Below are 21,600 nucleotides of genomic sequence, written 5' to 3'. Positions count from 1 at the left end.
GGTATGACATACCCTTGGCAGCTCACGGGTTGGGGAACCCAGGGGGTGGGGATGAAGTGCTGGGTTGTGCTGTGCGCGGGGCTGGGACTGCTGACGGGTTGCGGCGGAGGGCCGGAACAGCCGTCGATCCCTGCGGCCTCGGCGTCGGCGTCCGGTAGTGCTGCGTCGGCGCCGGCGCAATCGGTCTCGGCGGCGGCGCCCTTGGGCTTGGCCGCGTACCAGGCCGAGCTGACGCGGATCGACGAGGTGTTGTCGGGCGCGGCGCGGAAACTGACCCGCGTGCGGACCGCCGAGGGGTTGGCCGACGCCATGAGCACGCTGGCCGGGTCGCTGAACACGATCGGCGTCCGGTTGGCCGCGCTGTCGGTGACCTCGCGGCTGAGCGCCGTACACGAACTGCTGCAGGACCGGGTGGGTGTGGCGGCGATGCGGTTGACCAGCACGGAGGCGGCGTCCGAGGAGGACGCGCGGTGTGGTGGCGTCGCGTTCACCTCGCAGAAGGTTCAGCGGCAACTGCGGACCGATCTCGCCGCGGCGCTCAGCGGGCTGGAACGCCTCGAACTGAGGTTCGGTGCGGCGTTGCCCGACCCGGGTCCCGCGCCCGCGCAGGTGCGCCCTGACAGCGGCGAGGTCCTGGTCCGCCGGGGTCCCGACGGGATGGGCCGGCTGAAGATCACGAACGGTACGCCGAAGGATGTCGCGGTCTCGATCGTCGGCGACAACCAACCACCGGGCCGTCCCCAGGTGATGGTCTACGTCCGGGCGAAGCAGAGCACGACCGTGAACGGGATCGGCGGCGCGTACCACCTGTACTACAAGAGCGGCGCGGACTGGGATCCGAACCACCGGAAGTTCCAGTCGGACTGCTCGTTCACAAAGTTCGACCAGACGTTCGGCCGGAACCAGGGCTGGAAGGTCAACCTCCAGCCGACAACCGGCGGCAACGCCGACACGACCCAGGTGGAGGCGTACTAGCTACTCCGCACGCGCCGCCGCAGCGCCGTCGCAGCGCCGTCGTGGCGCCGTCGTGGCGCCGTCGTGGCGCCGTTTGGGCGCCGTTTGGGCGGTTCACCCCAGAAATGGTCCGTTCCCACGCCGCATGCCAACTGCTCACGGACAACATCAGAGGTGAACCGCTCGAATGCCTGGCCGGGGTGCCTGGCCGGGGTGCCTGGCCGGGGTGCCTGGCCGGGGTGCCTGGCCGGGGTGCCTGGCCGGGGTGCCTGGCCGGGGTGCCTGACCGAGGTGCCTGACCGAGGTGCCTGACCGAGGTGCCTGACCGAGGTGCCTGACCGAGGTGCCTGGCCGGGGTGCCTGGCCGGGGTGCCTGGCCGGGGTGCCTGGCTGGGGACGGGCTGGGCTGATGGATGACCTCGACGTTTCTCGTCATGGCACTGGTGTCCTGAGGACGCTAGAGGCCTAGCTTGTCCAGGAGGGAGCCCAGGAGGCCGCCCAGGCCATGCGGCTTGCCCGGGTCGTCCGGGGTGGTCGGCGGGGTGCTCGGCGTGGTGCTGGTCGGCGGCGCGGTCGGCGTGGCCGTGGTCGTCGGCCGTCCGGTGGGCGTGACGGTCGGCGTCGCGGGCGGGCGCTCGGTCACCACCGGGATGGTCGGCCGGGTGGTCTCGGCGATCTGCGTCGTCGGCGCCTCGGTCGGGTACGGCGTCCCGGTCGGGTACGGCGTACTCGGGGGACCGGCCGGCCACCGGATCTCCCCCGGCTTGGTTGCGGTCGGCAACGTCGTCGGCAGCGCGGTCGCGCCCGGCGTCGGAACCGGAGTGGTGGCGGCGGCCGTCGCGGTCCCGCGCGCGCCGACCGGGAGGTTCTGACTCGGCTGACCGGGTTGCGGCCCGGCGATCGGCACGGCCGGCTTCGGGCCACCACCGGGCAGCGGCAGGAAGGAAGCACCGATCCGGGGTCCGCCGAGCAGTGCGACGAAGACCAGGACGAGGTAGCCGAGCAGCAGGACGCCGGCGCCGGCGGCGGCCTGACGGAGTCGCCGCGGGTGCTGCCAGGGCGGGCGGCGGGAAGCCGTGGCAGACATCGCTTTCACAAGTCCGGAAGGGTATCGGTTGAAGGACCACTTCAAACAGTCCTTGGAACAAATTCCACGCCGAAGCGAAATCATTAGTCAGGTGCATACAGCATTACGCGAGCGTAGGAATGCACTGCGTTAGCTGATTGCTCAGGTCAACGCCTGCAGACCGATCACCGACAGCAGCCGGAGCTTCTCCGCGGCCTCGGTGCCCGGCGCCGCCGTGTACACCACGATCCGCAGATCACTGCCCGGTACGGCGAGAACGTCGCAATCGATGCCGAAGTCACCGATCTCGGGATGCCGGACCGTCTTCCGTTCGGACCGGTGGAACCCGACGACCGGCCGCTCCCACAGCGCCGCGAACTCGTCGTCGCGCGCCCGCAGTTCGTCGATCAGCGCCTTCAGATCCGGGTCGTGCGGATAGCGGGCGAGCGCGGCACGCAAATCCGTTACCATTGCGTGCCGGAATTCTCGTTGCTGTTCCGGAGTCTGGACAATTCGGTCGCCCGGCGCCACGAAATGCCGGTAGATGATGTTCCGGTCGCGCCCGCGCCACTGCGACGGGTCGCCGATCAGCGCCGCGAACAGCGGGTTCCAGCTGATCATCGTCCAGGCGGCGTCACACACGCACAGCGGCGCCCCCTCGAGCTGGTCGACGATCCGCTGCACCCCCGGCGGGATGTACGTCGAGATCCGCCCGGGCGTCGGCTCGACCTCGCCCGCGAGCACGAACAGATGGTTGCGCTCGGCATCGGACAGCCGCAGCGCCCGGGCCAGCGCGGTCAGCACCTGCGGGGACGGCGAGTCCGACCGGCCCTGCTCGAGCCGGACGATGTAGTCCACCGACAGCCCGGCCAGTTGCGCCAGCTCCTCGCGCCGGAGACCCGGAGCGCGCCGCTTCCCGCCAACGGGCAGTCCGACCTGCTCCGGCGTCACCCGATCGCGCCAGGCGTGCAGCGTTCTCCCGAGCTCACCCATGCCGTCCAGTATTCCGCGCCCGCACGGCGTCAGCCTGGTACTGCCGTTCCCTAGGACATTGTGGGTACTACCTGGTGGGGGCCGGCGGCGAGAGGGTGAAGGCATGACAACGACACTCATCACCGGGGCGAACCGAGGCCTCGGCTACGAAACGGCTCGGCAGCTGGTCGAGGCCGGGCACACCGTGTACATCGGCGCCCGGGACCCGCAGCGCGGCAAGCAGGCGGCGAGCGACCTGGGTGCGGAGTACCTGCCGCTCGACGTGACCAGCGACGAATCGGTCGCCGCGGCCGCAGCGCAGCTCGACGCCCTCGACGTACTGATCAACAACGCCGGCATCCCGGGGCCGCGCAAGGAGGCGCGGGACCTGACCGCCGAGGACATCCACCAGGTGTTCGACCTGAACGTGTACGGACCGGTGCGGATGCTGCGCGCGTTCCTGCCGTTGCTGGAGCGCAGTGCGAACCCGGTCGTCGTGAACGTGTCGAGCGGACTCGGCTCGATCGCCACCGCCGTCGACCCGGCGGCGCACACCGGCGCCGTACCGGTGTGGGTCCCGGCTCCGGCGTACGGCGCGTCGAAGGCGGCGCTGAACATGCTGACGGTCCAGTACGCGAAGCAGCTGCCGAATCTGCGGATCAACACCGTCGACCCCGGGTACACCGCGACCGACTTCAACGGGCGCAGCGGTTACCAGACCGTCGAGGAGGGCGCCGAGATCATCGTGCGGCTGGCGACGATCGACCAGGACGGCCCGACCGCGGAGTACCTGAGCATCCACGGCACGGTGCCCTGGTAACCAGAAGAGTGACCAGAAGGGTGACTAGCACTCGATGACGTTGACGGCGAGCCCGCCGCGCGAGGTCTCCTTGTACTTGATCTTCATGTCGGCGCCGGTCTCGCGCATCGTCTTGATCACCTTGTCCAGCGTGACCACGTGGACGCCGTCGCCGTGCATCGCCATCCGGGCCGCGTTGATCGCCTTCACCGACGCCATCGCGTTCCGCTCGATACACGGGATCTGGACCAGGCCGCCGACCGGGTCGCAGGTCAGGCCGAGGTTGTGCTCCATCGCGATCTCGGCGGCGTTCTCGACCTGCTGCGGCGTCCCGCCGAGCACCTCGCAGAGGCCGGCCGCCGCCATCGAGCAGGCCGACCCGACCTCGCCCTGACAGCCGACCTCGGCGCCGGAGATCGACGCGTTCTCCTTGTACAGCACGCCGATCGCCCCGGCGGCCAGCAGGAACCGGACCGCGCCGTCGTCGGTCGCGCCCGGCACGAACCGCCGGTAGTAGTGCAGTACGGCGGGAATGATGCCGGCGGCACCGTTCGTCGGGGCGGTGACGATCCGGCCGCCGGACGCGTTCTGCTCGTTGACGGCGAGCGCAAACAGGTTCACCCAGTCCATCACCTTCAGCGGATCGACCGACCACGGGTCGCCGCTCAGCCGGCGGTGCAGGGCGTGCGCCCGGCGCGGCACCTTCAGCCCGCCGGGCAGGATGCCCTCGGTCTCGCAGCCCTCCCGGACGCAGTCCTGCATGACCTGCCAGATGTGCAACAGGCCGTCGCGGATCTCGTCCTCGGTGCGCCAGGCGAGCTCGTTCGCGAGCATCACCTCGCTGATCGTCAGCTGCGACTCGCGGCACCGGTCGAGCAGCTCCGCGCCGGTCGTGAACGGGTACTTCAGCGGGGTGGTGTCCGGCACGATCCGGTCCCCGGCCGCGGCGGTCTCGTCGACCACGAAGCCACCACCGACCGAGTAGTAGGTGCGCTCCCGCAGTACGGCGCCGGTGGTGTCCCGGGCGACGAAGATCATCCCGTTCGGGTGGTACGGGAGGGCCTTGCGGCGGTGCATCACCAGGTCGGTGTTCTCGTCGAACGCGATCTCGTGGGTGCCGGCGAGCAGGATCCGGCCGCGCTCGCGGATGGTCTCGACGCGGGCGTCGACGGAGTGCGTGACGACGGTCTCCGGGTCGGCGCCCTCGAGCCCGAGCAGGACGGCCTTGTCGCTGCCGTGCCCGTGCCCGGTCGCGCCGAGCGAGCCGAACAGCTGCGCCTCGACGGTCGCCGTCGCGGTCAGCAGACCGTCGTCGACGAGGCCGAGCGCGAACGTGCGGGCCGCTCGCATCGGTCCCACGGTGTGGGAACTCGACGGGCCGATCCCGATACTGAACAGGTCGAAGACGCTGATCGCCATCGTGTGGAGGTCCCTTCCGGTCGTCGTTGACCGAGTGGTGTCCTCCCCGCTCTGTCAGGCTGATGCCCTCCAGAGGTGCCTCGCCCGTACGGTGAAGGTGCCTGAGAGATTCTTGGGGAGAGTTGCTCCTACGGCGCCCGGATCAGGTCCGGGTCTCTCCCGCACGGGTTCATGCGGCTGTTGAGTTAGCTTCCGCTGTGGACGGTACGGCGGTCCCACGCCCGGCGTCAATCCGGCCCGTTCGCCGCTCACGACCTTGAACCCAGATCTCGAAGAACCAGGTGAACAGCGGCGGAACACTGGCTGCCAGGGCGGCCAGTGTGACCGGCCAGGACCAGCGCAACGGGCCGCGGACCGCGAGCACGGTGATCACGTAGGCGACGAAGATGCCGCCGTGGATCGGGCCGAAGATCTGCACGCCGATCTCGTTGTCCGACAGCACGTACTTGAACAGCATCCCGATCAGCAGGCCGGTCCACGAGACTGCCTCGGCGATCGCCACGGCCCGGAACCACTGCGCATGTTTGGTACTCATCAACGACCGACCCTAACAAGCCCCCCAAGCCACGTCCGGGGTCATCGGGGGCCGCTCCCCGATGCCGCCAGCAAGCGATTGCCGAAGGATCGTCGGCATGATGCTCACCCGACGCGCCGTCACCGGCGCGGTACTTCTCGGCGTCGCGACCGCGGGCCTGGCAACACTGCCGGCCGCCGCCACGACGACCAGCACGATCCAGTGGACCGACTGCAAACCCGAAGGCAAGGACGATCCCGCCGAGGTGCTGGGCTCGCAGTGCGCGACGCTCCGCCTGCCCGTCGACTGGCGCGACCCCGGCGGACCGACGTTCGACCTGGCGATCGCCCGCCGGACGGCGAAGACACCGAGCGAGCGCGTCGGCGTCCTGGTGTTCGGGCCGGGCGGCCCCGGCGACTCCGGCGTCGACCGGATCAAGACCGGGATCAGCCGGTTCAGCACCGACCTGCAGGACCGCTTCGACATCGTCAGCCTCGACCCGCGCGGAGTGGCCCGCAGCAACCCGGTGAAGTGCTCGACCGACCTGCTCGCGAAGCAGCCGTCGCCGATCATGAAGAGCGCGGCCGACTTCCGTACGACGCTCGCCTACAACCGGCAGCTCGCCTCGGACTGCCGCCGGAACACCGGCCCGCTCTACGACCACATCGACACCTGGCAGACGGTCCGCGACGTCGACGCCATCCGCCGGGCCCTCGGCGAGTCGACGATCTCGTTCCACGGCAGCTCGTACGGCACGCTGCTCGGAGCGCAGTACGCCGAGACGTACCCGAGCCACGTGCGCGCGATGGTGCTGGAGAGCGTCATCGACCACTCCACGGCCACGACCCGGGCGTTCATCGACGACCAGGCCACCGCGGCACAGGACTCGTTCGACGAGTTCGTGAAGTGGTGCGACGCGGCGACGGCCTGCGCAGTGCACGGTCGCGACATCCACGCGCTCTGGGCCGGCCAGCTCGCGAAGTCGGCCGATCCGTTCAAGCTCAGCTACTCGGTGTTCAGGTTGCTGTACGAGCCGCAGTGGTCCGCGCTCGCCGACATGCTGGCCTCGGCGACACCCGAGAAGAAGGCCGCCGCGACCGGGCTCACGTCGTACCCGCTCGCGGTGTTCTGCCAGGACTGGAACCTGCCGGTGCGCGACTACCGCGAGTACGCCGCTCATCTGCAGCGGACCGCGCGGAACAACCAGGACATGCGCTACCCGGGACCGCTGATGGCCGTCTCCATCTGCCTCGGCTCACCGCCGGCGAACAACCCGCAGCACCAACTGAAGGTCCATGGCCTCGAGACGCCAGTGCTGGTAGCCAACGCGATCCACGACCCGGCGACCGGATACTCCTGGGCACAGAGTGTCACGCGGCAGCTCGGCCGGTACGGCGTCCTGCTGACCTACGAGGGCTGGGGACACGGGAGCTACGGGAAGAGCCCGTGCATGCAGAGCACGATCGACGACTACCTGATCTCGCGAGAGGTGCCGGAGCGCGGTAGCAGCTGCGCCGCCGTACCACCGGCCACGTGACGTAGCCCGGCGTCAGACCGGAACGCCGGTCACGTCGAGCACCCGGTCGAGGTGGTCTCCACGGACCAGTCGCCCGGCCAGCAGCCGGAGCTCGGCGCAGGCGGTCTCCAGCGCCTGCGCCTGGGTCCGGCAGTTGTCGACGTACCAGAACGGATCGTCCGGTTGCGGATCGTCGGCGTCGTCGATGTCGGCGTACCAGTGCCGGTTTCCGCAGTGCACCACTCGCACTCGAAGGTTCATGCTGACTACTCCCCGTACCCGGGGCTCCTGGGTACCCCATGTCCCCAGTCCGGGGCCGACTCGGCCGGGCGCGTGATCCGCGGCCCCCCACATGCCACGCGCCGGGCCGAGTACGACCCTCCCCCCGCCCGTTACATCGTCAGGCGGGCGGAGGATGTTACTGCTGGTGACCAGATAATTTTGGGTAGTTGAGCGGTCACTTACCGAGGTGCGAGCGGGTCCACCGCTCCAGGCCGTCGGTGGTGATCGGCAGGTCCTCGGTGAGGATCTCCAGCCGGTCGGAGTGCACGACGACGTTGTCCTCGATCCGGATGCCGATGCCGCGCAGCTCCGGCGGCACGGTCTCGTCGTTCGGGTGGAAGTACAGGCCCGGCTCGACCGCGAGCGCCATCCCGGCCTCGATGGTGCCGGCGAAGTACGCCTCCGGCCGGGACGCGTCGCAGTCGTGCACGTCGAGGCCGATGTAGTGACCGGTCCCGCAGACGATGTACCGCCGGTGCTGTTGCCCGTCCGGGCCGAGCAGCTCGTCCATCGAGACGTCGAGCAGACCCCAGTCCCGCAAGCCCTCGGCCAGCACCCGCAGCGCCTCGTGCTGGAAGGCGCGGTACGGCGCTCCGACCTTGACCGCCTCGAGGGAGGCCAACTGCGCCTTGTGCACCAGGTCGTGCACCTGCCGCTGCGCCGCGGTGTACTCGCCGGTCGCCGGGAAGGTCCGGGTCACGTCGGCGGTGTAGAGCGTGCGGGTCTCGACGCCGGCGTCCAGCAGGATCACGTCGCCCTCGTTCACCGGGCCGTCGTTGCGCACCCAGTGCAGCACCGGCGCGTGGTTGCCAGCAGCAACGATCGAGGCGTACCCGACCCCGTTGCCGGCGGTCCGCGCGCGCCGGTCGAAGGTGCCCTGCAGCCAGCGCTCGCCGCCGCCGCGGATCGCCTCCGGGAGCTCGCGGGCGACATCCTCGAACGCGAGCACGCTGGCCGCGACCGCCTCCCGCAGCTGGTCGAGCTCCCAGTCGTCCTTGATCCGGCGCAGCTCGGCGAGCGTCTGCCGCAGGGCGTTGCCGTCCGTGGGCGAAGTACGGACCAGGGCGTCCAGCATCGGCTCGACGCCGGGCACCGAGAGCATGAACGGGACCGCGCCGCGCACGGCCGCGGGCAGTTCCTCGATCGGGCGGCAGGCGATCTGCAGCGCGTCCGACCAGTCCTTCAGGCCCGGCACCGGGCCGATCCACAGCTCACCGTCGCGCGCGTTCGCGAAGAAGTCCGCCTCGTCCGGCCCGGCCGTCTCCCGCAGGTACAGCGTCGCGTCACCGTCGCCCGAGATCACCAGTACGGCGCCCTCGGCCTGGCAACCGGTCAGCCAGACGAAGTCGCTGTCGGCGCGGAACGCGTAGTCGGTGTCGTTCGACCGGACCGGCGCCCGTCCGGCCGCCAAGGCGATCCGCCGGCCCGGCAACGCCGCGGCCAGCTTCCGCCGGTGCTCGGCCGCCGCCTCGGCAAGCCCCTCCGGCACCGTCACCGACCGGTCCACCGGCCCCCAGCCCTGCGAGACGAAGTCGCGGAATCCCTTGGCGTCGATCGGCCGGTAGGACTTCGGCGTCTGGTCGGTCCGGTCGTCTTCGGTCATGAGCTGAGCTCCCCTTTGCAGCTGACGGTTGTAGCTCATCAACTCAGGTTCTCGCGGGGGTTTGCAAGCCCTTATCTCTCATCGGGAACGGAAGGCGGCGAGCAGGCCCTGTTCGGAGTCGAGGAGGTACTGGTGCAGGTCCGCGGCGGCCTCGTCGTACTTGCGGGCCTCGAGCAGCTCGAACAGCCCACGGTTGCGCTGGATGTACGGCTCGTGCAGCTCCCGCGGAGTCGCGATGACGTGGAAGAGCAGCCGCAGTTCCGCGAGCAGCCGGCCGGTCATCGCGTCCATCCGGGAGCTGTCCGCGAGCCCGATCAGGTGCATGTGGAACCGCATGTTCGCCGTACCGACTGCCGCCCAGCGGTCCGCCCGCGCGGCGGCCTCGGCGGCTTCCACGTCGTCCTGCAGCGGCTCGAGCCGGCTCGCCGGGAGCTCCGGGTCCCGCACGGCCAGCCCGCGGACGACGTCCACCTCGAGCACGCGACGCAACCGGTACAGGTCGATCACGTCGCGCTCGTCCAGCTCCGGCACGAACACGCCGCGGTGCAGCTTGTAGACCAGCAGGCCCTCGTGGGTCAGCAGCCGGAAGGCCTCGCGCAGCGTGTTCCGGCTGACCTCCAGCACCTCGGTCAGCTCGACCTCGGACAGCTGGGCACCGGGCGGCAGCGCACCCTCGGTAATACTGCGGCGCAGGATGTCCGCGGCCCGCTCGGCCGAGCTGCTCCGGTCCAGTCGTGCGACATCGGCCGCGACCGTCCGCAGCCACGCCTGCCGTCCGGTGTCCTCGGCCCCGCCCGTAGTCATCTCCGCATCATCGCGCACCGGGGGTGATCAGGAAAGTGGAACAAGCCTCTTGCAGGATTGTTGAACAATCTTCTACGCTCGTCGGAGGAGGTGGCAGATGGACCTCAACGCGGACATGGGTGAAGGATTCGGCTCCTGGTCGATGGGCGACGACTCGGCGCTGCTCGAGGTCGTGACGAGTGCGAACGTGGCCTGCGGCTTCCACGCCGGCGACCCGTCGATCATGCGCCGGGTGACCGCGGAGGCGGTCGAACGCGGCGTCGCGATCGGGGCCCACGTCGGGTACGCCGACAAGGCGGGCTTCGGGCGCCGGTTCGTCGACATCGAGCCGGCCGCGCTGCGCGACGAGGTGGTGTACCAGATCGGTGCACTGGACGCGTTCGCGCGGATCGCCGGTGACCGGGTGCGGTACGTGAAACCGCACGGCGCGCTCTACAACACGATCGGCCACCACCAGGAGCAGGCTGCCGCGGTGGTTGCGGCGGTCGCGGAGTACGACAAGGCGCTTCCGGTGCTCGGTCTGCCGGGTTCGGTGTGGCTTCGGCTCGCCGAGGACGCCGGTCTGACCGCGGTACATGAGGCCTTCGCGGACCGTGCGTACACGGCGGAGGGGACGTTGGTGTCGCGGCGCGAGCCCGGCTCGGTGCTGCACGACGCGGACCAGATCGCGGCCCGCTGTACGGCGATGGCGACCGGTCAGCCGATCGAGAACGCCGAGGGTGGAGCGCTCGTCGTCGAGCCGGCGTCGATCTGCGTGCACGGCGACACCCCTGGCGCCGTCGGCATCGCCCGCCGGGTGCGCGGTGCGTTGGAGGGAGCGGGCGTCCAGTTGCGCCCGTTCACCGGCTGATGCGCATCCTCCCGGCCGGCGACCGGGCGTTACTCGTCGAGCTCGACGATCTCGACGAGGTCCTCGGGTACTACGCCGCGCTGCAGGCGGATCCACCGGCGGACGTCATCGACATCGTCCCGGCCGCCCGGACGGTTCTGGTCACGACCGCCGGCTCCCTCGACGGGCTGACCCGCGTCCTGCGGTCCGTGACTCCTACCGAGGGCGCGCGGTCCACAGGCGACCTGATCGAGATCCCGGTCGTGTACGACGGCGAGGATCTCGAGGAGGTGGCGCGAATGCTCGACTGCTCGCCGGCCGAGGTCGTCCAGAGGCATACCGGCGAGGAGTGGACCGTGGCGTTCTGCGGGTTCGCGCCCGGATTCGGGTACCTGACGGCTCCGGGTGACTGGGACATCCCGCGGCGCGAGTCGCCGCGGACGAAGGTCCCGACCGGCGCCGTCGGGCTGGCCGGAGAATTCAGTGGGGTGTATCCGCGGGAGTCGCCGGGCGGCTGGCAGCTGATCGGCCGGACGTCCGTGCGGATCTTCGACCAGGAACGTGATCCGGCCGCGCTGTTCCACCCCGGCCGCCGGGTCCGGTTCGTCGACGCGGGTCGTGGATGAGCAGCCTGACCATTCTCGCAACGGGGCCGTTGGCAACGATCCAGGACCGCGGGCGGCCCGGCCAGGCCGCGCTCGGCGTCCCGGCGTCGGGGGCCTGCGACCGGTCCGCGTACGAGCTGGCGAACCGGTTGGCCGGCAATCGCGCGGGCGCGGCCGCGATCGAGGTGACGTACGGCGGCCTGACGGTTCATGCCGATGGCGATCTCGTCGTCGCGATCACCGGCGCCCCGTGTACCGGCGTACCGCTGAACGCGCCGACGTTGCTGCGGGCCGGTTCGGTGCTGCGCCTCGGCACGCCACCGAGCGGATTGCGGACGTATCTGGCGGTCCGCGGCGGGATCGACGTACCTGCGGTCCTCGGGTCACGTTCCACCGATCTGCTGTCCGGGCTCGGACCGGCACCGCTCACCGCCAACCAGACCCTGCCGATCGGCGAGCTGATCGAGCCGATGCCCGGCGTGGACCTGGCGCCCGTCGCGCATCCCGCCGGCGGGACCGTCGTACTGCGGGTCACGCCGGGACCTCGGCGGGACTGGTTCACCGACGACGGGTGGGCATCGCTGGTGACGCAGACCTATCAGGTGAGCAGCAACAGCAACCGCGTCGGCCTACGACTCGACGGAGAACCCCTCGAACGCGCCCGTACCGGCGAACTCGCCAGCGAAGGCATGACCGCGGGTGCGATCCAGATCCCGCCCTCCGGCACGCCCGTCATCTTCCTGGCCGACCATCCTGTCACCGGCGGCTACCCGGTGATCGCGTACGTCGCCGCGCGCGACCTGGACGCCTGCGCACAGGTACGCCCAGGTCAGGCGGTGCGACTGATCAGCTGACGCGGCGGCGCATCTCGGCGGCGAAGGACTCTCCGGACTCGCGCATCAGGGCGGCTTCGGCCGGGTCGGCGAACAACTCGGCGAAGTCGGCGGGATCCACGTCCTCGACGTGGGTCTGCAGCCACCAGATGTTCCCGAGCGGATCGCGCACCCGGCCGCCGCGGTCACCGATGATCCGCGAGTAGAACACCTCCGTGACCGCCGTCGCGCCGGCTTCGAGTGCGCGCGCATAGGTCTGCTCGACGTCGTCGACATACACACTCAGCAGGCTCGGCAGCTCGGGCCAGTCCGGGGCGGCGTCGAAGACCATCAGGACGGAGTCCCCGACGGTGATCTCCGCGTGGCCGATCGTCCCGTCGGCGTTCAGGACCCGGCCCGTCGTCCGCACCTCGAACGTCCGCTCCACGAACTCCAGGAACCGATCGGCGCCCTTCGCGGCCACGTAGGGTGTAACGGTCGACTTACCACCGGGGATCTTCTGCATCGTCATGCCTCGAGTCTCCCGAAGGTAGCGGACAGGTTCTGTCCTCTTCCTCAGGTCATTTGGAAATGCCGGCGGTACTCCGTCGGCGTCGTGCCGAGATGGCGGGCGAACGCGCGGCGCAAAGTCTCGTCACTGCCGAGCCCACTGAGACGCGCCGCCGTGGTGATGCTGTGCCCGTCGAGCAGCAGTTGCCGGGCGCGATCCAGACGGACACGTTCGACCCAGCGCGCCGGCGTCGTACGGAATTCGTTCTGGAACAGGCGGGTCAGATGCCGCGGGCTGACGGCGGCCGCCGCGGCCAGGTTCGGCAGGCTGTGGTCACCGGCCGGATCCGCGACGACGGTCTCGGCGATCGCCCGCAGCGAGTCGCTGCGCGCCGGCGGAGTCGCCATCGCGGTGGAGAACTGCGACTGACCGCCCGAGCGCTGCATGAACACCACCAGTTCGCGGGCGACCTCCCGCGCCACATCGGACCCCAGATCGGCCTCGACCAGTGCGAGTGTCAGGTCGATTCCCGCGCTGATCCCGGCCGACGTCACGTAGCGCCCGTCCGTGATGTGCAACGCGTCCGGCTCGACCGTGACCTTCGGGTACTGCCGGGCCAATGCGCCCGCGTGGCGCCAGTGCGTCGTACACCGTCGCCCGTCGAGCATCCCCGACGCGGCCAGCACAAACGCTCCGCTGCAGACCGACGCAACGCGATCGGCACGCTCCGACAGCGCCGCCGTCACCGCCAGCACGTCCTCCGGCACACGGTCGACGAGACCGTCCGCTCCAGGCACCACGACCGTGTCGATCGGCCCGGCCTCGGCAGGTGTGATCGTGCCCGCCAGCGCCACGCCCGACGCGGTCCGCACCTCACCACCCGCCGCCGAGACCAGCACCGTCTCGTACGTGTTCGCGACCTGATTCGCCTGGTGCAGGACTTCGAGCGGGCCGGTGACATCGAGCAGCGTCACGCCGTCGGACACGACGAACGCGACCCGGCGTGTCCGAATCTGTGGTTTATCTGGCGAAAAGGACATGGCGACAGCCTAGCTCCGACGGCGAACCTGGAACCTCCGTCACGAAAGGAAGCACCTGATGACCGAGGAGATCGCCGGCGTCCGGATCCCCGACAGCAAGCTCGCCCGGGAAGCGACCGAGCTCGTCCGCGACGCGGCATCGCCGCTGCTGTACGACCACTCGCGGCGTGTCTTCCTGTTCGGCTCGCTGCGCGCCGAGGGGCTCGCGTACGACCCCGAACTGCTGTACGTCGGCGCGCTGTTCCACGACCTCGGTCTCACCGCGCGCTACCGCCGTACCGATCAGCGTTTCGAGATCGACGGCGCCGACGAGGCCCGCCGGTTCCTCGGTGCGCACGGCATCGCCGGCGAACCGGCCGACCGGGTCTGGACCGCGATCGCGCTGCACACCACACCGGAGATCCCGCTGCATCTGTCCGCCGAGGTCGCGCTCGTCACCCGCGGCGTCGAGCTCGACGTCCTCGGCATCGGGTACGACGCGATCACCGAACCGCAGCGCGCCGCGATCACCGCCGCGCACCCGCGTCCCGGCTTCAAGGCGGGCATCCTCGAGGCGTTCACCGAAGGGATCCGGGACCGGCCCGCGACCACGTTCGGCAACGTCAAGGCGGACGTCCTGGAGCACTTCGTTCCCGGGTTCCACCACACCGACTTCGTCGACGTCATCAAGAACTCCGCCTGGCCCGAATGACGCCTAGGTCGGTTGCTTGCCGGTTGCTTGTCCGGCGCGGTGGGACGGGACAGGATGTGCGGTATGACTTCTGGAACGCCAGGTATCGACAGCAGTGTTCCTCCGAGCGGCACCGGATGCGTCGAGTGCCTGGAAGCCGGCGGGTGGTGGTTCCACCTCCGGCGCTGCGCCCAGTGCGGTCACATCGGCTGCTGCGACTCCTCTCCCGCCCAGCACGCGTCCGCCCACGCGGCCGAGAGCGGCCACCCGATCGTCCGCAGCTTCGAGCCGGGCGAGGACTGGTTCTGGCACTACGGCGAGTCCCAGTACTACGACGGCCCCGCCCTCGCCCCGCCGGTCTCCCGCCCCGAATCCCAACCGGTCCCCGGCGGCCACGTCCCCGCCGACTGGCAGTCGAAGCTGCACCGGTGAACTAGACACGTCCTAGAGGACGAAGCCGGTCGGGAACGGGTCGTCGGGGTCGAGCAGGTAGTTGGCGGTCCCGGTGATCCAGGCCCGACCGGTGACGGTGGGTACGACGCCGACGTACGGGCCGACCGTCGTCTCCTCGACGAGGCGGCCGGTGAAGCGGGTGCCGATGAAGGACTCGTTGACGAAGTCGGTGCCGAGTGCCAACTCACCGCGCGCGTGCAGTTGCGCCATCCGGGCCGACGTACCCGTGCCGCAGGGCGAACGGTCGAACCAGCCCGGGTGGATCGCCATCGCGTTGCGGGAGTCGGCGCCGTCCAGACCCGGCGCGGTGAACTGCACGTGCTTGCAGCCGTTGATCCCCGGGTCGAGCGGATGCACGGGACGGCCGGTGGCGTTGATCGCGTCCATGATGTCCAGCCCGGCCCGCAGGATCCGGTCCTTCTCGGCCCGGTCGAACGGGATCCCGAGCTGCTCCAACGGCAGGATCGCGTAGAAGTTCCCGCCGTACGCCAGGTCGTAGGTGATCGTCCCGAGCCCCGGCACGGCCACCTCGGCATCCAGCGCATGTGAGTACGACGGAACGTTCCGCAACGTGACGTGCTCGGCGCGACCGTTGCTCACGGCAACGTCAACGACGACGAGCCCGGCCGGCGTGTCCAGCCGGACCTTGGTCACCGGCTCGGTCACCTCGACCATCCCGGACTCGACCAGCACCGTCGCGACACCGATCGTCCCGTGCCCGCACATCGGCAGCAGGCCGGAGACCTCGATGTACAGCACACCCCAGTCCGCGTCGGAACGGGTCGGCGGCTGCAGGATCGCGCCACTCATCGCGGCATGACCGCGCGGCTCGTTCATCAGGAACAAGCGCAGGTCGTCCAGGTGCTTGACGAAGTACTCGCGCCGCTCGGCCATCGTCGTACCCGGGACGACGCCGACCCCACCGGTGACGACGCGGGTCGGCATCCCCTCGGTGTGCGAGTCAATCGCGGTGATCGTCCGGACGGACCTCATGTGAGGGACTCCACGGCCTTCTTCATGTCGAGCTCCAGCTGTGCGACGTGCTCCGGGACGAGCGGCCCGCGCGGCGGCCGGCACGGTCCACCGAACCGCCCGACGTAGTCCATGCCGTACTTGATGGCCTGCACGAACTCGGTCCGGGAGTCCCACCGGAACGCGGCGACCAGCGGCTCGTACAGCGCCCGGGCCTGTTCCAGCTTGCCTTCGAGCGCCAGGTTGTACAACTGGACCGATTCCTTCGGGAACACGTTCGGGAAGCCGGCGAACCAGCCGGTCGCGCCCATCAGCAACGCCTCGAGGGTCAGGTCGTCCGCGCCGGCGATCACCGCGAGGTCCGGCGCCAGCTCGCGGATCTCCAGGATCCGCCGGACGTCACCGGAGAACTCCTTCACCGCGACGATGTTCTCGATCTGCGCGATCTCGGCGAGCAGGTCCGGCGTCAGATCGACCTTGGTGTCGAGCGGGTTGTTGTAGACCATCACCGGCAGACCCGCCTTGGCGACCTCGGTGAAGTGCGCGATCACCTCGCCACGGTTCGCGCGGTACATCGTCGGCGGCAGGCAGAGGACGCCGTCCGCGCCGTCCTCGGCGGCCTTCTCGGCCCAGGCGCGGGCCTGGTGGGAGCCGACACCGTGCACGCCGACGACCACGACGCCGTCGTCACCGACCGCCTCGATCGCGGTCTTCGCGACCGCCCGGCGCTCGTCGTCGGTGAGTGACGAGTACTCCCCCAGCGATCCGTTCGGCCCCACACCGCGGCAGCCGTTGTCCACCAGCCAGCGGCAGTGCTCGGCGTACTTGTCCAGGTCCGGCCGCAGCCCCGCCGGCGCCGACGCGTCCTCGGCGTACGGCAACGCGGTCGCGACGATCACGCCGTCCAGCTTCTCGCTCATGATTCCTCCTGCATCTTGGCCAGATCCCGTAATCGCACTGGTACGGCGATCGGTCGTTTCAGGCTTGGTTTCGGTACGGCGCCGGGCTCGGCGAGCAGTGCCGCGACGGTGCGCGAACACACCCGCCCCTGACACATCCCGAGCCCCGCGCGACTGCTGAGCTTCATTGCCCGGCCGTCGTCCAGACCACGATCCGCGGCGGCGCTCTCGAGCTCACCGCGGGTGACTTCTTCACACCGGCAGACGAGCGTCTCCGGCGTACTCCAGGTCTTCCACCCGTCCCGCACGGGATACGCCCGGGCCAGCGCCGACGCCAACCGCTGCCCTTTGCGTACGGCGGCCCGCGCGCGAGCGCCGGCGTCCGGCGTCTCCCCGAGCGCGTACTGCGCGGCGGCAGCGCCCGCCACTCCGCCTTCCGCGGTGGACGGAACGGCCCCGGCGACGCCGGTGAGCTCGCCCGCCGCGAAGACGCCCGGGGTGCTGGTCTGCTGGTTGGCGTCGACCGTCACCGCGGGGCCACCGTCCGGCGCCGTGCCGAGTTCGCAGCGGGCGCCGACGGCCAGTTCCAGATTGGCCGTGAAGCCGAAGCCGAGACACACGGCGTCGACCTCGATCCGGCGGCCGGTGCCGGCGATCGGACGCCAACTCCCGTCCAGGCGGGCGATCGTGACGGCCTCGACGCGGTCGGTGCCGTGGGCTGCGACGACGGTCCAGCCGTGCCGGAGCGGAATCCGGTGCCGGGCCAGCAGAGCGCCGTACCCGGCCGCCTCCCGAAGCTTGCTGGTGGCAATCATCGGGTCGACGGACCAGCCCTTGCGGACAGTCGCGAGCGAGTTCGCCTCGAGGAGCGCGACGACCTCGGCACCGACGCCGGTCAGCGAGTCGGCGACCGGGAGCAGGAACGGTCCGGTCCCGGCAACCAGCACCCGGCGGCCGACCGAGATCCGCTGACCCTTGGCGAGGGCTTGCGCCGCGCCCGCGGTGTAGACGCCCGGCAGATCCCAGCCGGGGAACGGAAGCACCCGGTCGTACGCACCGGTCGCGAGAACGACTGCCTTCGCGTCGATCGGAAACGGCGTACGCCCGGCCGCGTCAGCAGGACCACGCTGGGCCCAGAGCCGATGCCCCTCGACCGCCCACACCGATGTCTCGGTCAGATGCGTGATCCGCGGATGAGCCGCGAGGCGCTCGCGCTGCGCGGCGAAGCTCCTCCATCCGTGGTGCAACCGATCGGGCCGCCGGGCCGCGAACTCGGTCGGCAACTGCCGATTGAACTGCCCGCCGACGTCGCGCGCGTTGTCCACCAGCAGTACGTCGGCTCCGCGGTCCGCAGCCGTCAACGCAGCCGCGATCCCGGCCGGTCCGGCACCGACGACGACAACGTCCGCGCTTCTCGCCGACTCCTCGGTGGACGTCGCCTCGGTCGTCTTGGGAAGGACCGCACCCTGCTGCGTGGTGATCGCGTCGTTGGGCTCCACAGTGCGCTGACAGGCCCGGGTGTCGGGCAGCCCGTTCACCGTGACCAGGCAGTCGTAGCAGGCCCCGATACCGCAGAAGGTGCCGCGCGGGCGGTCGTTCACGCGCGTCGTACGCCAGGTGTCCCGGCCGTTCGCCAGCAGTACGGCGGCCACGGTCTGACCAGCGTGCGCGGTGACCGGATGGCCGTCGACGGTGACCGGCACGGTCGCCGGCCGTCCGACGTCGGCGGGGTCGCCCGGACGCGGGCGCTGGTACGCCGTCATGCGGCGATCACCGCCGGACGGTCGACACGGAACGGCGACGGATCGAGATGTGGCGCGAGGTCGAGGAACAGTTCGGTGATGAGCCGCCCGGTCGCCGGCGCGAGTCCGATGCCGGCGCCTTCGTGACCGGCGGCGTGCCACAGTCCGAGCAGGCGCGGGTCCTGTCCGATCACCGGCAGGTGGTCCGGGGCGTACGGGCGAAAGCCGCCGTACGTCCGCATCACCGGGACGTCGCCGAGGAACGGGAACAGGTTCACCGCCTTGCGTGCCAGCTCCTGCAACACCCGCACCTTGACCGAGTCGTCGAACCCGATCCGCTCGCGGCTCGACCCGATCAGGACGGTCCCGCCGCGCGTCGACTCGACGACCGTGGACGTCTGCAGATCCGCGTCGCCGCTACCGACAACACCCACGTAATCGGCGTCGTACACCTTGTGGCGCACGCACTCCGGCAGTGGGGCGGTCACCAGGATCATCCCGCGCCGCGGAAGCACCTCGATCGGCGCTCCCGCGGCGGCAGCGAAGGCACCCGCCCACGGCCCACAAGCATTGAGTACGGCGCCACACGCGATGTCACCGTCCGACGTCTCGACGCCGACCACGCGCCCACGCGACTGCCGCACGCCGAGCGCCGTCACTCCGGACAGCACGTCACCGCCACGCTCACGGACGGTCGCCAGCAACGCGGTCGCCGCCAGCACAGGCTGGACCTGCGCGTCGTCCGGATAGTGCACGCCGACCGTCACGCGCGGTGTGAGCAGCGGCTCGAGCTCGAACACCTCGGCCGGTGTGATCACCCGCGCGTCGACTCCGGCGGCACGCTGCTTGGCCGCGAACGCCTTCAGTGGTTCGGGATCCGCCGTCGCGACGACGACGCCGCCCTTCGGCTCCCACTCGACGTCGGCGACTCGCCGCGGCAGGCGTTGGCGCACGACGTCCCACTCGGCGCGGGACGCGATCGCCAGTTCGAGCTCCGGGCCGGGCTCCTTGTCGGAGACGAGCACGTTGCCCTCGCCCGAAGCCGTCGTACCGGCGGCCGGGCCGTCGCGGTCGATCACCAGCACGCGAACCCCGGCGGCCGACAGCGCCTCGGCGCAGGCAGCTCCGACGACACCCGCGCCGACGACCACCACGTCGGGTGTCACGGACCGGGTCATCGCAGCGCTCCTTCGGCAGACCGTTCACTAAAATGAACGATTCGAGCGTACGCGTCTCTCCGGGCGATGGTCAATGGACCCTGGTGTCCCGAGTCGGAGGATCAGCTCACCGGGTGCGGTCCGGGTGGCGCCGGGTAGACGTCCGGCGGGTACTCGAGCAGCAGCACCGAGCGCACCGGTCCGTCCACCGCTTCGTAGTGGTGCGGCCCCGAGGCACGGAAGGCGAGGTAGTCGCCGGCGCCCAGCTCCTCGGTCCGCCCGCCGGTTGTCACCCGCATTTTTCCCGTCAGTACGACGTGATGCTCGGTGCCCGGGTGCCCGTCGGAGTGCTGCACCGCGTCCGGCCGGATCTCCTGGTTGTAGATCTCGAACAGGCCGCCCGGGTGTTCGAGCCGGCGGAGCAGCCGCAGGTCGATCGCCTCACCGGACAGCACGTCGATGTCGGCGGACCGCACCAGCACCACGTCCGACGGCGGCGAATCGGTCAGCAACAGGGACACCGGTACGCCGAGAGCGTTCGACAGACTGAACACTGTCTCGATCGTCGGGTTCCCCGCACCCGACTCCAGTTGCGACAACGTGCCCTTCGCGATCCCGGACCGCCGGGCAAGCTCGGACAGCGAGATCCCCTGCTCATCCCGCCGCGCTCGCAGATTAGTCCCGAGCAACTTCCCAGCACCCATCGTCACAGCCCGGAGCATGCCATATCTTTGGCCGCGCCTCCGGCACGGCGTGGTCACGGGGCCTTGACTCCCGTCCTTCCCTCGTCGCTCCAGTCGCTTCGCTCCCTCCGCTCCTCAGTCCAGGACGGGAGGCCCCGTGACCTTCGCGCACACGCAGCACCAGCGCGAATCCGTCGGCGATCAGGGGATGATGCGCTTGCTCCGGAGCTCGGTGAAGATGTCGTAGAACATCTGCTCGGTGTCGACGTACTCGTGGAAGCCTGCGCGCCGGGCCTTCAAGGAGTTGGCGAAGAAGTCGTAGTCCCAGCCGAAGACGAAGTCGGCGAACGGCCACGACGACACCTCGGCGAAGGACGTCGCGGCCAGGTCGTGGGTCGCCTGCAACTGCTTCCACGCGGGCTCCTTGTCCGCCATCACGTCCTGCAACGACATCCGCAGCGGCGGCGCGACCTCCATCCCGAACCAGGCACCGAGCTTGGGCCACAACTCACTCCACCGGAACAGGTCCCCGTTGGTGATGTTGAACGCCTGGTTCGCCGCCGCCGGCGCGGTCGCAGCCCAAACCGTTGCCTTAGCCAACAATCCGGCGTCGGTCAGCTCCAGCAACGAGTGATACGCACCGGGCTTGCCCGGAAACCTCAGCGGTACGCCGAGTTCCTTCGACAACGACGCGTACACAGCGATCGCGACCGCGAGGTTCATCGGATTGCCCAACGCGGCGCCACCCACCACCGACGGCCGCAGCGCCGACCACGTCCATGCCTTGCCGTGCCCGCGCTCCTCCAGGAAGCGCTGCTGGTCGACATTGAACTCCGGCGGCAGGTGCGGTGGGTCGTCCTCACGGGCCGGCGTCTTGAACGGCCCGAGATGCGCGCCGTACACCTTGTACCCCTGCATCAGGCTGACGTGCCGCAACCCGCGCGCGACCGGCTCGATCGCGTCGACGACGTTGACCAGCATCGCCAGGTTCGGCGGGACCAACTCGGCCCAGGTCGGCCGGTCCTGGTACGCCACGTAGAAGACATGCGTCACCTCGGACAGCCCGGACAACCGCAGCCGCGTGTCGTCCGGATCGAGCAGATCCACCGCGACGTGCCGCACCCGCCCGGGTACGTCGGTGCCGCCGCGCCGCGACAACCCGATCACGGACCAGTCCGGCAACGACGCCAGATGCTCGACCAGGTTCGTCCCGATCACCCCGCGGGCTCCGACCACCAACGCTACGTTCGTCATACCGACAGCCTTGCTGACCTGCGGAGATAAAACCAAGACATAGT

Annotated in this window: 23 protein-coding genes and 1 riboswitch; of the genes, 8 read left to right on the top strand and 15 right to left on the bottom strand. The window is 70.1% G+C overall.

Annotated elements, in window-relative coordinates:
- The first annotated feature begins 51 nt into the window (after positions 1–51).
- Complete coding sequence (locus tag ACFYRH_RS08365; RefSeq protein WP_387770103.1) at positions 52–975, top strand: hypothetical protein; 924 nt, start codon at positions 52–54, stop codon at positions 973–975.
- Between the two features lie 436 nt (positions 976–1,411).
- On the opposite strand, the gene ACFYRH_RS08360 is transcribed toward ACFYRH_RS08365, so the two are convergent.
- The gene (locus ACFYRH_RS08360) at positions 1,412–2,041 is read right to left on the bottom strand and encodes a hypothetical protein (protein ID WP_387770101.1); all 630 of its coding nucleotides are present in this window, start codon (positions 2,039–2,041) and stop codon (positions 1,412–1,414) included.
- 141 nt (positions 2,042–2,182) lie between these two features.
- Positions 2,183–3,013, bottom strand: coding sequence for a helix-turn-helix transcriptional regulator (locus ACFYRH_RS08355; protein ID WP_387770098.1), 831 nt, complete (start codon positions 3,011–3,013; stop codon positions 2,183–2,185).
- A gap of 103 nt (positions 3,014–3,116) precedes the next feature.
- Between ACFYRH_RS08355 and ACFYRH_RS08350 the strand changes: the two genes are divergently transcribed.
- Positions 3,117–3,812 (top strand): SDR family NAD(P)-dependent oxidoreductase, encoded by a 696-nt coding sequence (locus tag ACFYRH_RS08350; RefSeq protein ID WP_387770095.1) that lies wholly within the window; start codon positions 3,117–3,119, stop codon positions 3,810–3,812.
- 24 nt (positions 3,813–3,836) lie between these two features.
- Here ACFYRH_RS08350 and ACFYRH_RS08345 read toward each other — a convergent pair whose 3' ends face one another.
- Both ACFYRH_RS08345 and ACFYRH_RS08340 read right to left on the bottom strand, forming a co-directional pair.
- Entirely contained in the window at positions 3,837–5,210 is a 1,374-nt protein-coding gene (locus tag ACFYRH_RS08345; protein ID WP_387770093.1) for an L-serine ammonia-lyase, read from the bottom strand.
- 79 nt (positions 5,211–5,289) lie between these two features.
- Positions 5,290–5,382, bottom strand: a riboswitch (glycine riboswitch).
- A complete protein-coding gene (locus ACFYRH_RS08340; RefSeq protein ID WP_387770090.1) occupies positions 5,380–5,745 on the bottom strand; it encodes a DUF3817 domain-containing protein in 366 nt (121 codons plus the stop codon). Its footprint overlaps the riboswitch before it by 3 nt.
- Before the next feature lie 97 nt (positions 5,746–5,842).
- Between ACFYRH_RS08340 and ACFYRH_RS08335 the strand changes: the two genes are divergently transcribed.
- A complete protein-coding gene (locus ACFYRH_RS08335; protein ID WP_387770088.1) occupies positions 5,843–7,261 on the top strand; it encodes an alpha/beta hydrolase in 1,419 nt (472 codons plus the stop codon).
- 12 nt (positions 7,262–7,273) lie between these two features.
- Here ACFYRH_RS08335 and ACFYRH_RS08330 read toward each other — a convergent pair whose 3' ends face one another.
- From ACFYRH_RS08330 to ACFYRH_RS08320, 3 genes are all read right to left on the bottom strand, one after another.
- Positions 7,274–7,501, bottom strand: coding sequence for a hypothetical protein (locus ACFYRH_RS08330; RefSeq protein WP_387770085.1), 228 nt, complete (start codon positions 7,499–7,501; stop codon positions 7,274–7,276).
- A gap of 196 nt (positions 7,502–7,697) precedes the next feature.
- On the bottom strand, positions 7,698–9,125 hold the full coding sequence (locus tag ACFYRH_RS08325) for an aminopeptidase P family protein (protein WP_387770083.1): 1,428 nt from the start codon (positions 9,123–9,125) through the stop codon (positions 7,698–7,700).
- Positions 9,126–9,203: 78 nt separating this feature from the next.
- Entirely contained in the window at positions 9,204–9,929 is a 726-nt protein-coding gene (locus ACFYRH_RS08320) for a GntR family transcriptional regulator (RefSeq protein WP_387770081.1), read from the bottom strand.
- A 97-nt stretch (positions 9,930–10,026) separates the two neighbouring features.
- On the opposite strand from ACFYRH_RS08320, the gene ACFYRH_RS08315 reads away from it, so the two are divergent.
- The 3 genes from ACFYRH_RS08315 to ACFYRH_RS08305 are packed head-to-tail and all read left to right on the top strand — an operon-like array spanning position 10,027 to position 12,217.
- Complete coding sequence (locus ACFYRH_RS08315) at positions 10,027–10,779, top strand: LamB/YcsF family protein (RefSeq protein ID WP_387770078.1); 753 nt, start codon at positions 10,027–10,029, stop codon at positions 10,777–10,779.
- A complete protein-coding gene (locus ACFYRH_RS08310) occupies positions 10,779–11,384 on the top strand; it encodes an allophanate hydrolase subunit 1 (RefSeq protein WP_387770075.1) in 606 nt (201 codons plus the stop codon). The genes ACFYRH_RS08315 and ACFYRH_RS08310 overlap by 1 nt, the downstream gene beginning before the upstream one ends.
- Positions 11,381–12,217, top strand: a complete 837-nt coding sequence (locus tag ACFYRH_RS08305) for a biotin-dependent carboxyltransferase family protein (protein ID WP_387770072.1) — start codon at positions 11,381–11,383, stop codon at positions 12,215–12,217. Before ACFYRH_RS08310 ends, ACFYRH_RS08305 begins: the two co-directional genes overlap by 4 nt.
- Here ACFYRH_RS08305 and ACFYRH_RS08300 read toward each other — a convergent pair.
- On the bottom strand, positions 12,210–12,707 hold the full coding sequence (locus ACFYRH_RS08300) for a VOC family protein (RefSeq protein WP_387770069.1): 498 nt from the start codon (positions 12,705–12,707) through the stop codon (positions 12,210–12,212). The two genes, ACFYRH_RS08305 and ACFYRH_RS08300, sit on opposite strands and share 8 nt — an antisense overlap.
- Before the next feature lie 44 nt (positions 12,708–12,751).
- Positions 12,752–13,726, bottom strand: coding sequence for a GlxA family transcriptional regulator (locus ACFYRH_RS08295; protein WP_387770066.1), 975 nt, complete (start codon positions 13,724–13,726; stop codon positions 12,752–12,754).
- Between the two features lie 58 nt (positions 13,727–13,784).
- On the opposite strand from ACFYRH_RS08295, the gene ACFYRH_RS08290 reads away from it, so the two are divergent.
- Together ACFYRH_RS08290 and ACFYRH_RS08285 are read left to right on the top strand one after the other, a co-directional pair.
- Entirely contained in the window at positions 13,785–14,417 is a 633-nt protein-coding gene (locus ACFYRH_RS08290) for an HD domain-containing protein (RefSeq protein WP_387770063.1), read from the top strand.
- Between the two features lie 63 nt (positions 14,418–14,480).
- On the top strand, positions 14,481–14,828 hold the full coding sequence (locus ACFYRH_RS08285) for a UBP-type zinc finger domain-containing protein (RefSeq protein ID WP_387770060.1): 348 nt from the start codon (positions 14,481–14,483) through the stop codon (positions 14,826–14,828).
- A gap of 12 nt (positions 14,829–14,840) precedes the next feature.
- Here the strand turns inward: ACFYRH_RS08285 and ACFYRH_RS08280 are convergent, their stop codons facing one another.
- From ACFYRH_RS08280 to ACFYRH_RS08255, 6 genes are all read right to left on the bottom strand, one after another.
- Positions 14,841–15,842, bottom strand: a complete 1,002-nt coding sequence (locus ACFYRH_RS08280; protein ID WP_387770057.1) for a proline racemase family protein — start codon at positions 15,840–15,842, stop codon at positions 14,841–14,843.
- Positions 15,839–16,741 carry a dihydrodipicolinate synthase family protein gene (locus ACFYRH_RS08275; protein WP_387770054.1) on the bottom strand — a complete coding sequence of 301 codons (903 nt, stop codon included), beginning with the start codon at positions 16,739–16,741 and terminating at the stop codon, positions 15,839–15,841. The genes ACFYRH_RS08280 and ACFYRH_RS08275 overlap by 4 nt, the downstream gene beginning before the upstream one ends.
- Positions 16,738–18,483, bottom strand: coding sequence for an FAD-dependent oxidoreductase (locus ACFYRH_RS08270; RefSeq protein WP_387770051.1), 1,746 nt, complete (start codon positions 18,481–18,483; stop codon positions 16,738–16,740). Before ACFYRH_RS08270 ends, ACFYRH_RS08275 begins: the two co-directional genes overlap by 4 nt.
- Positions 18,480–19,640, bottom strand: a complete 1,161-nt coding sequence (locus ACFYRH_RS08265; protein WP_387770048.1) for an NAD(P)/FAD-dependent oxidoreductase — start codon at positions 19,638–19,640, stop codon at positions 18,480–18,482. The genes ACFYRH_RS08270 and ACFYRH_RS08265 overlap by 4 nt, the downstream gene beginning before the upstream one ends.
- 101 nt (positions 19,641–19,741) lie before the next feature.
- Complete coding sequence (locus tag ACFYRH_RS08260; RefSeq protein ID WP_387770045.1) at positions 19,742–20,341, bottom strand: helix-turn-helix domain-containing protein; 600 nt, start codon at positions 20,339–20,341, stop codon at positions 19,742–19,744.
- A 162-nt stretch (positions 20,342–20,503) separates the two neighbouring features.
- On the bottom strand, positions 20,504–21,556 hold the full coding sequence (locus ACFYRH_RS08255; protein WP_387770042.1) for an SDR family oxidoreductase: 1,053 nt from the start codon (positions 21,554–21,556) through the stop codon (positions 20,504–20,506).
- Between the last annotated feature and the right edge of the window lie 44 nt (positions 21,557–21,600).

Source organism: Kribbella sp. NPDC004875 (assembly GCF_042873375.1).
In the GTDB taxonomy this organism is placed as follows: Bacteria; Actinomycetota; Actinomycetes; order Propionibacteriales; family Kribbellaceae; genus Kribbella.
This window is presented reverse-complemented; position numbering and strand designations above follow the sequence as displayed.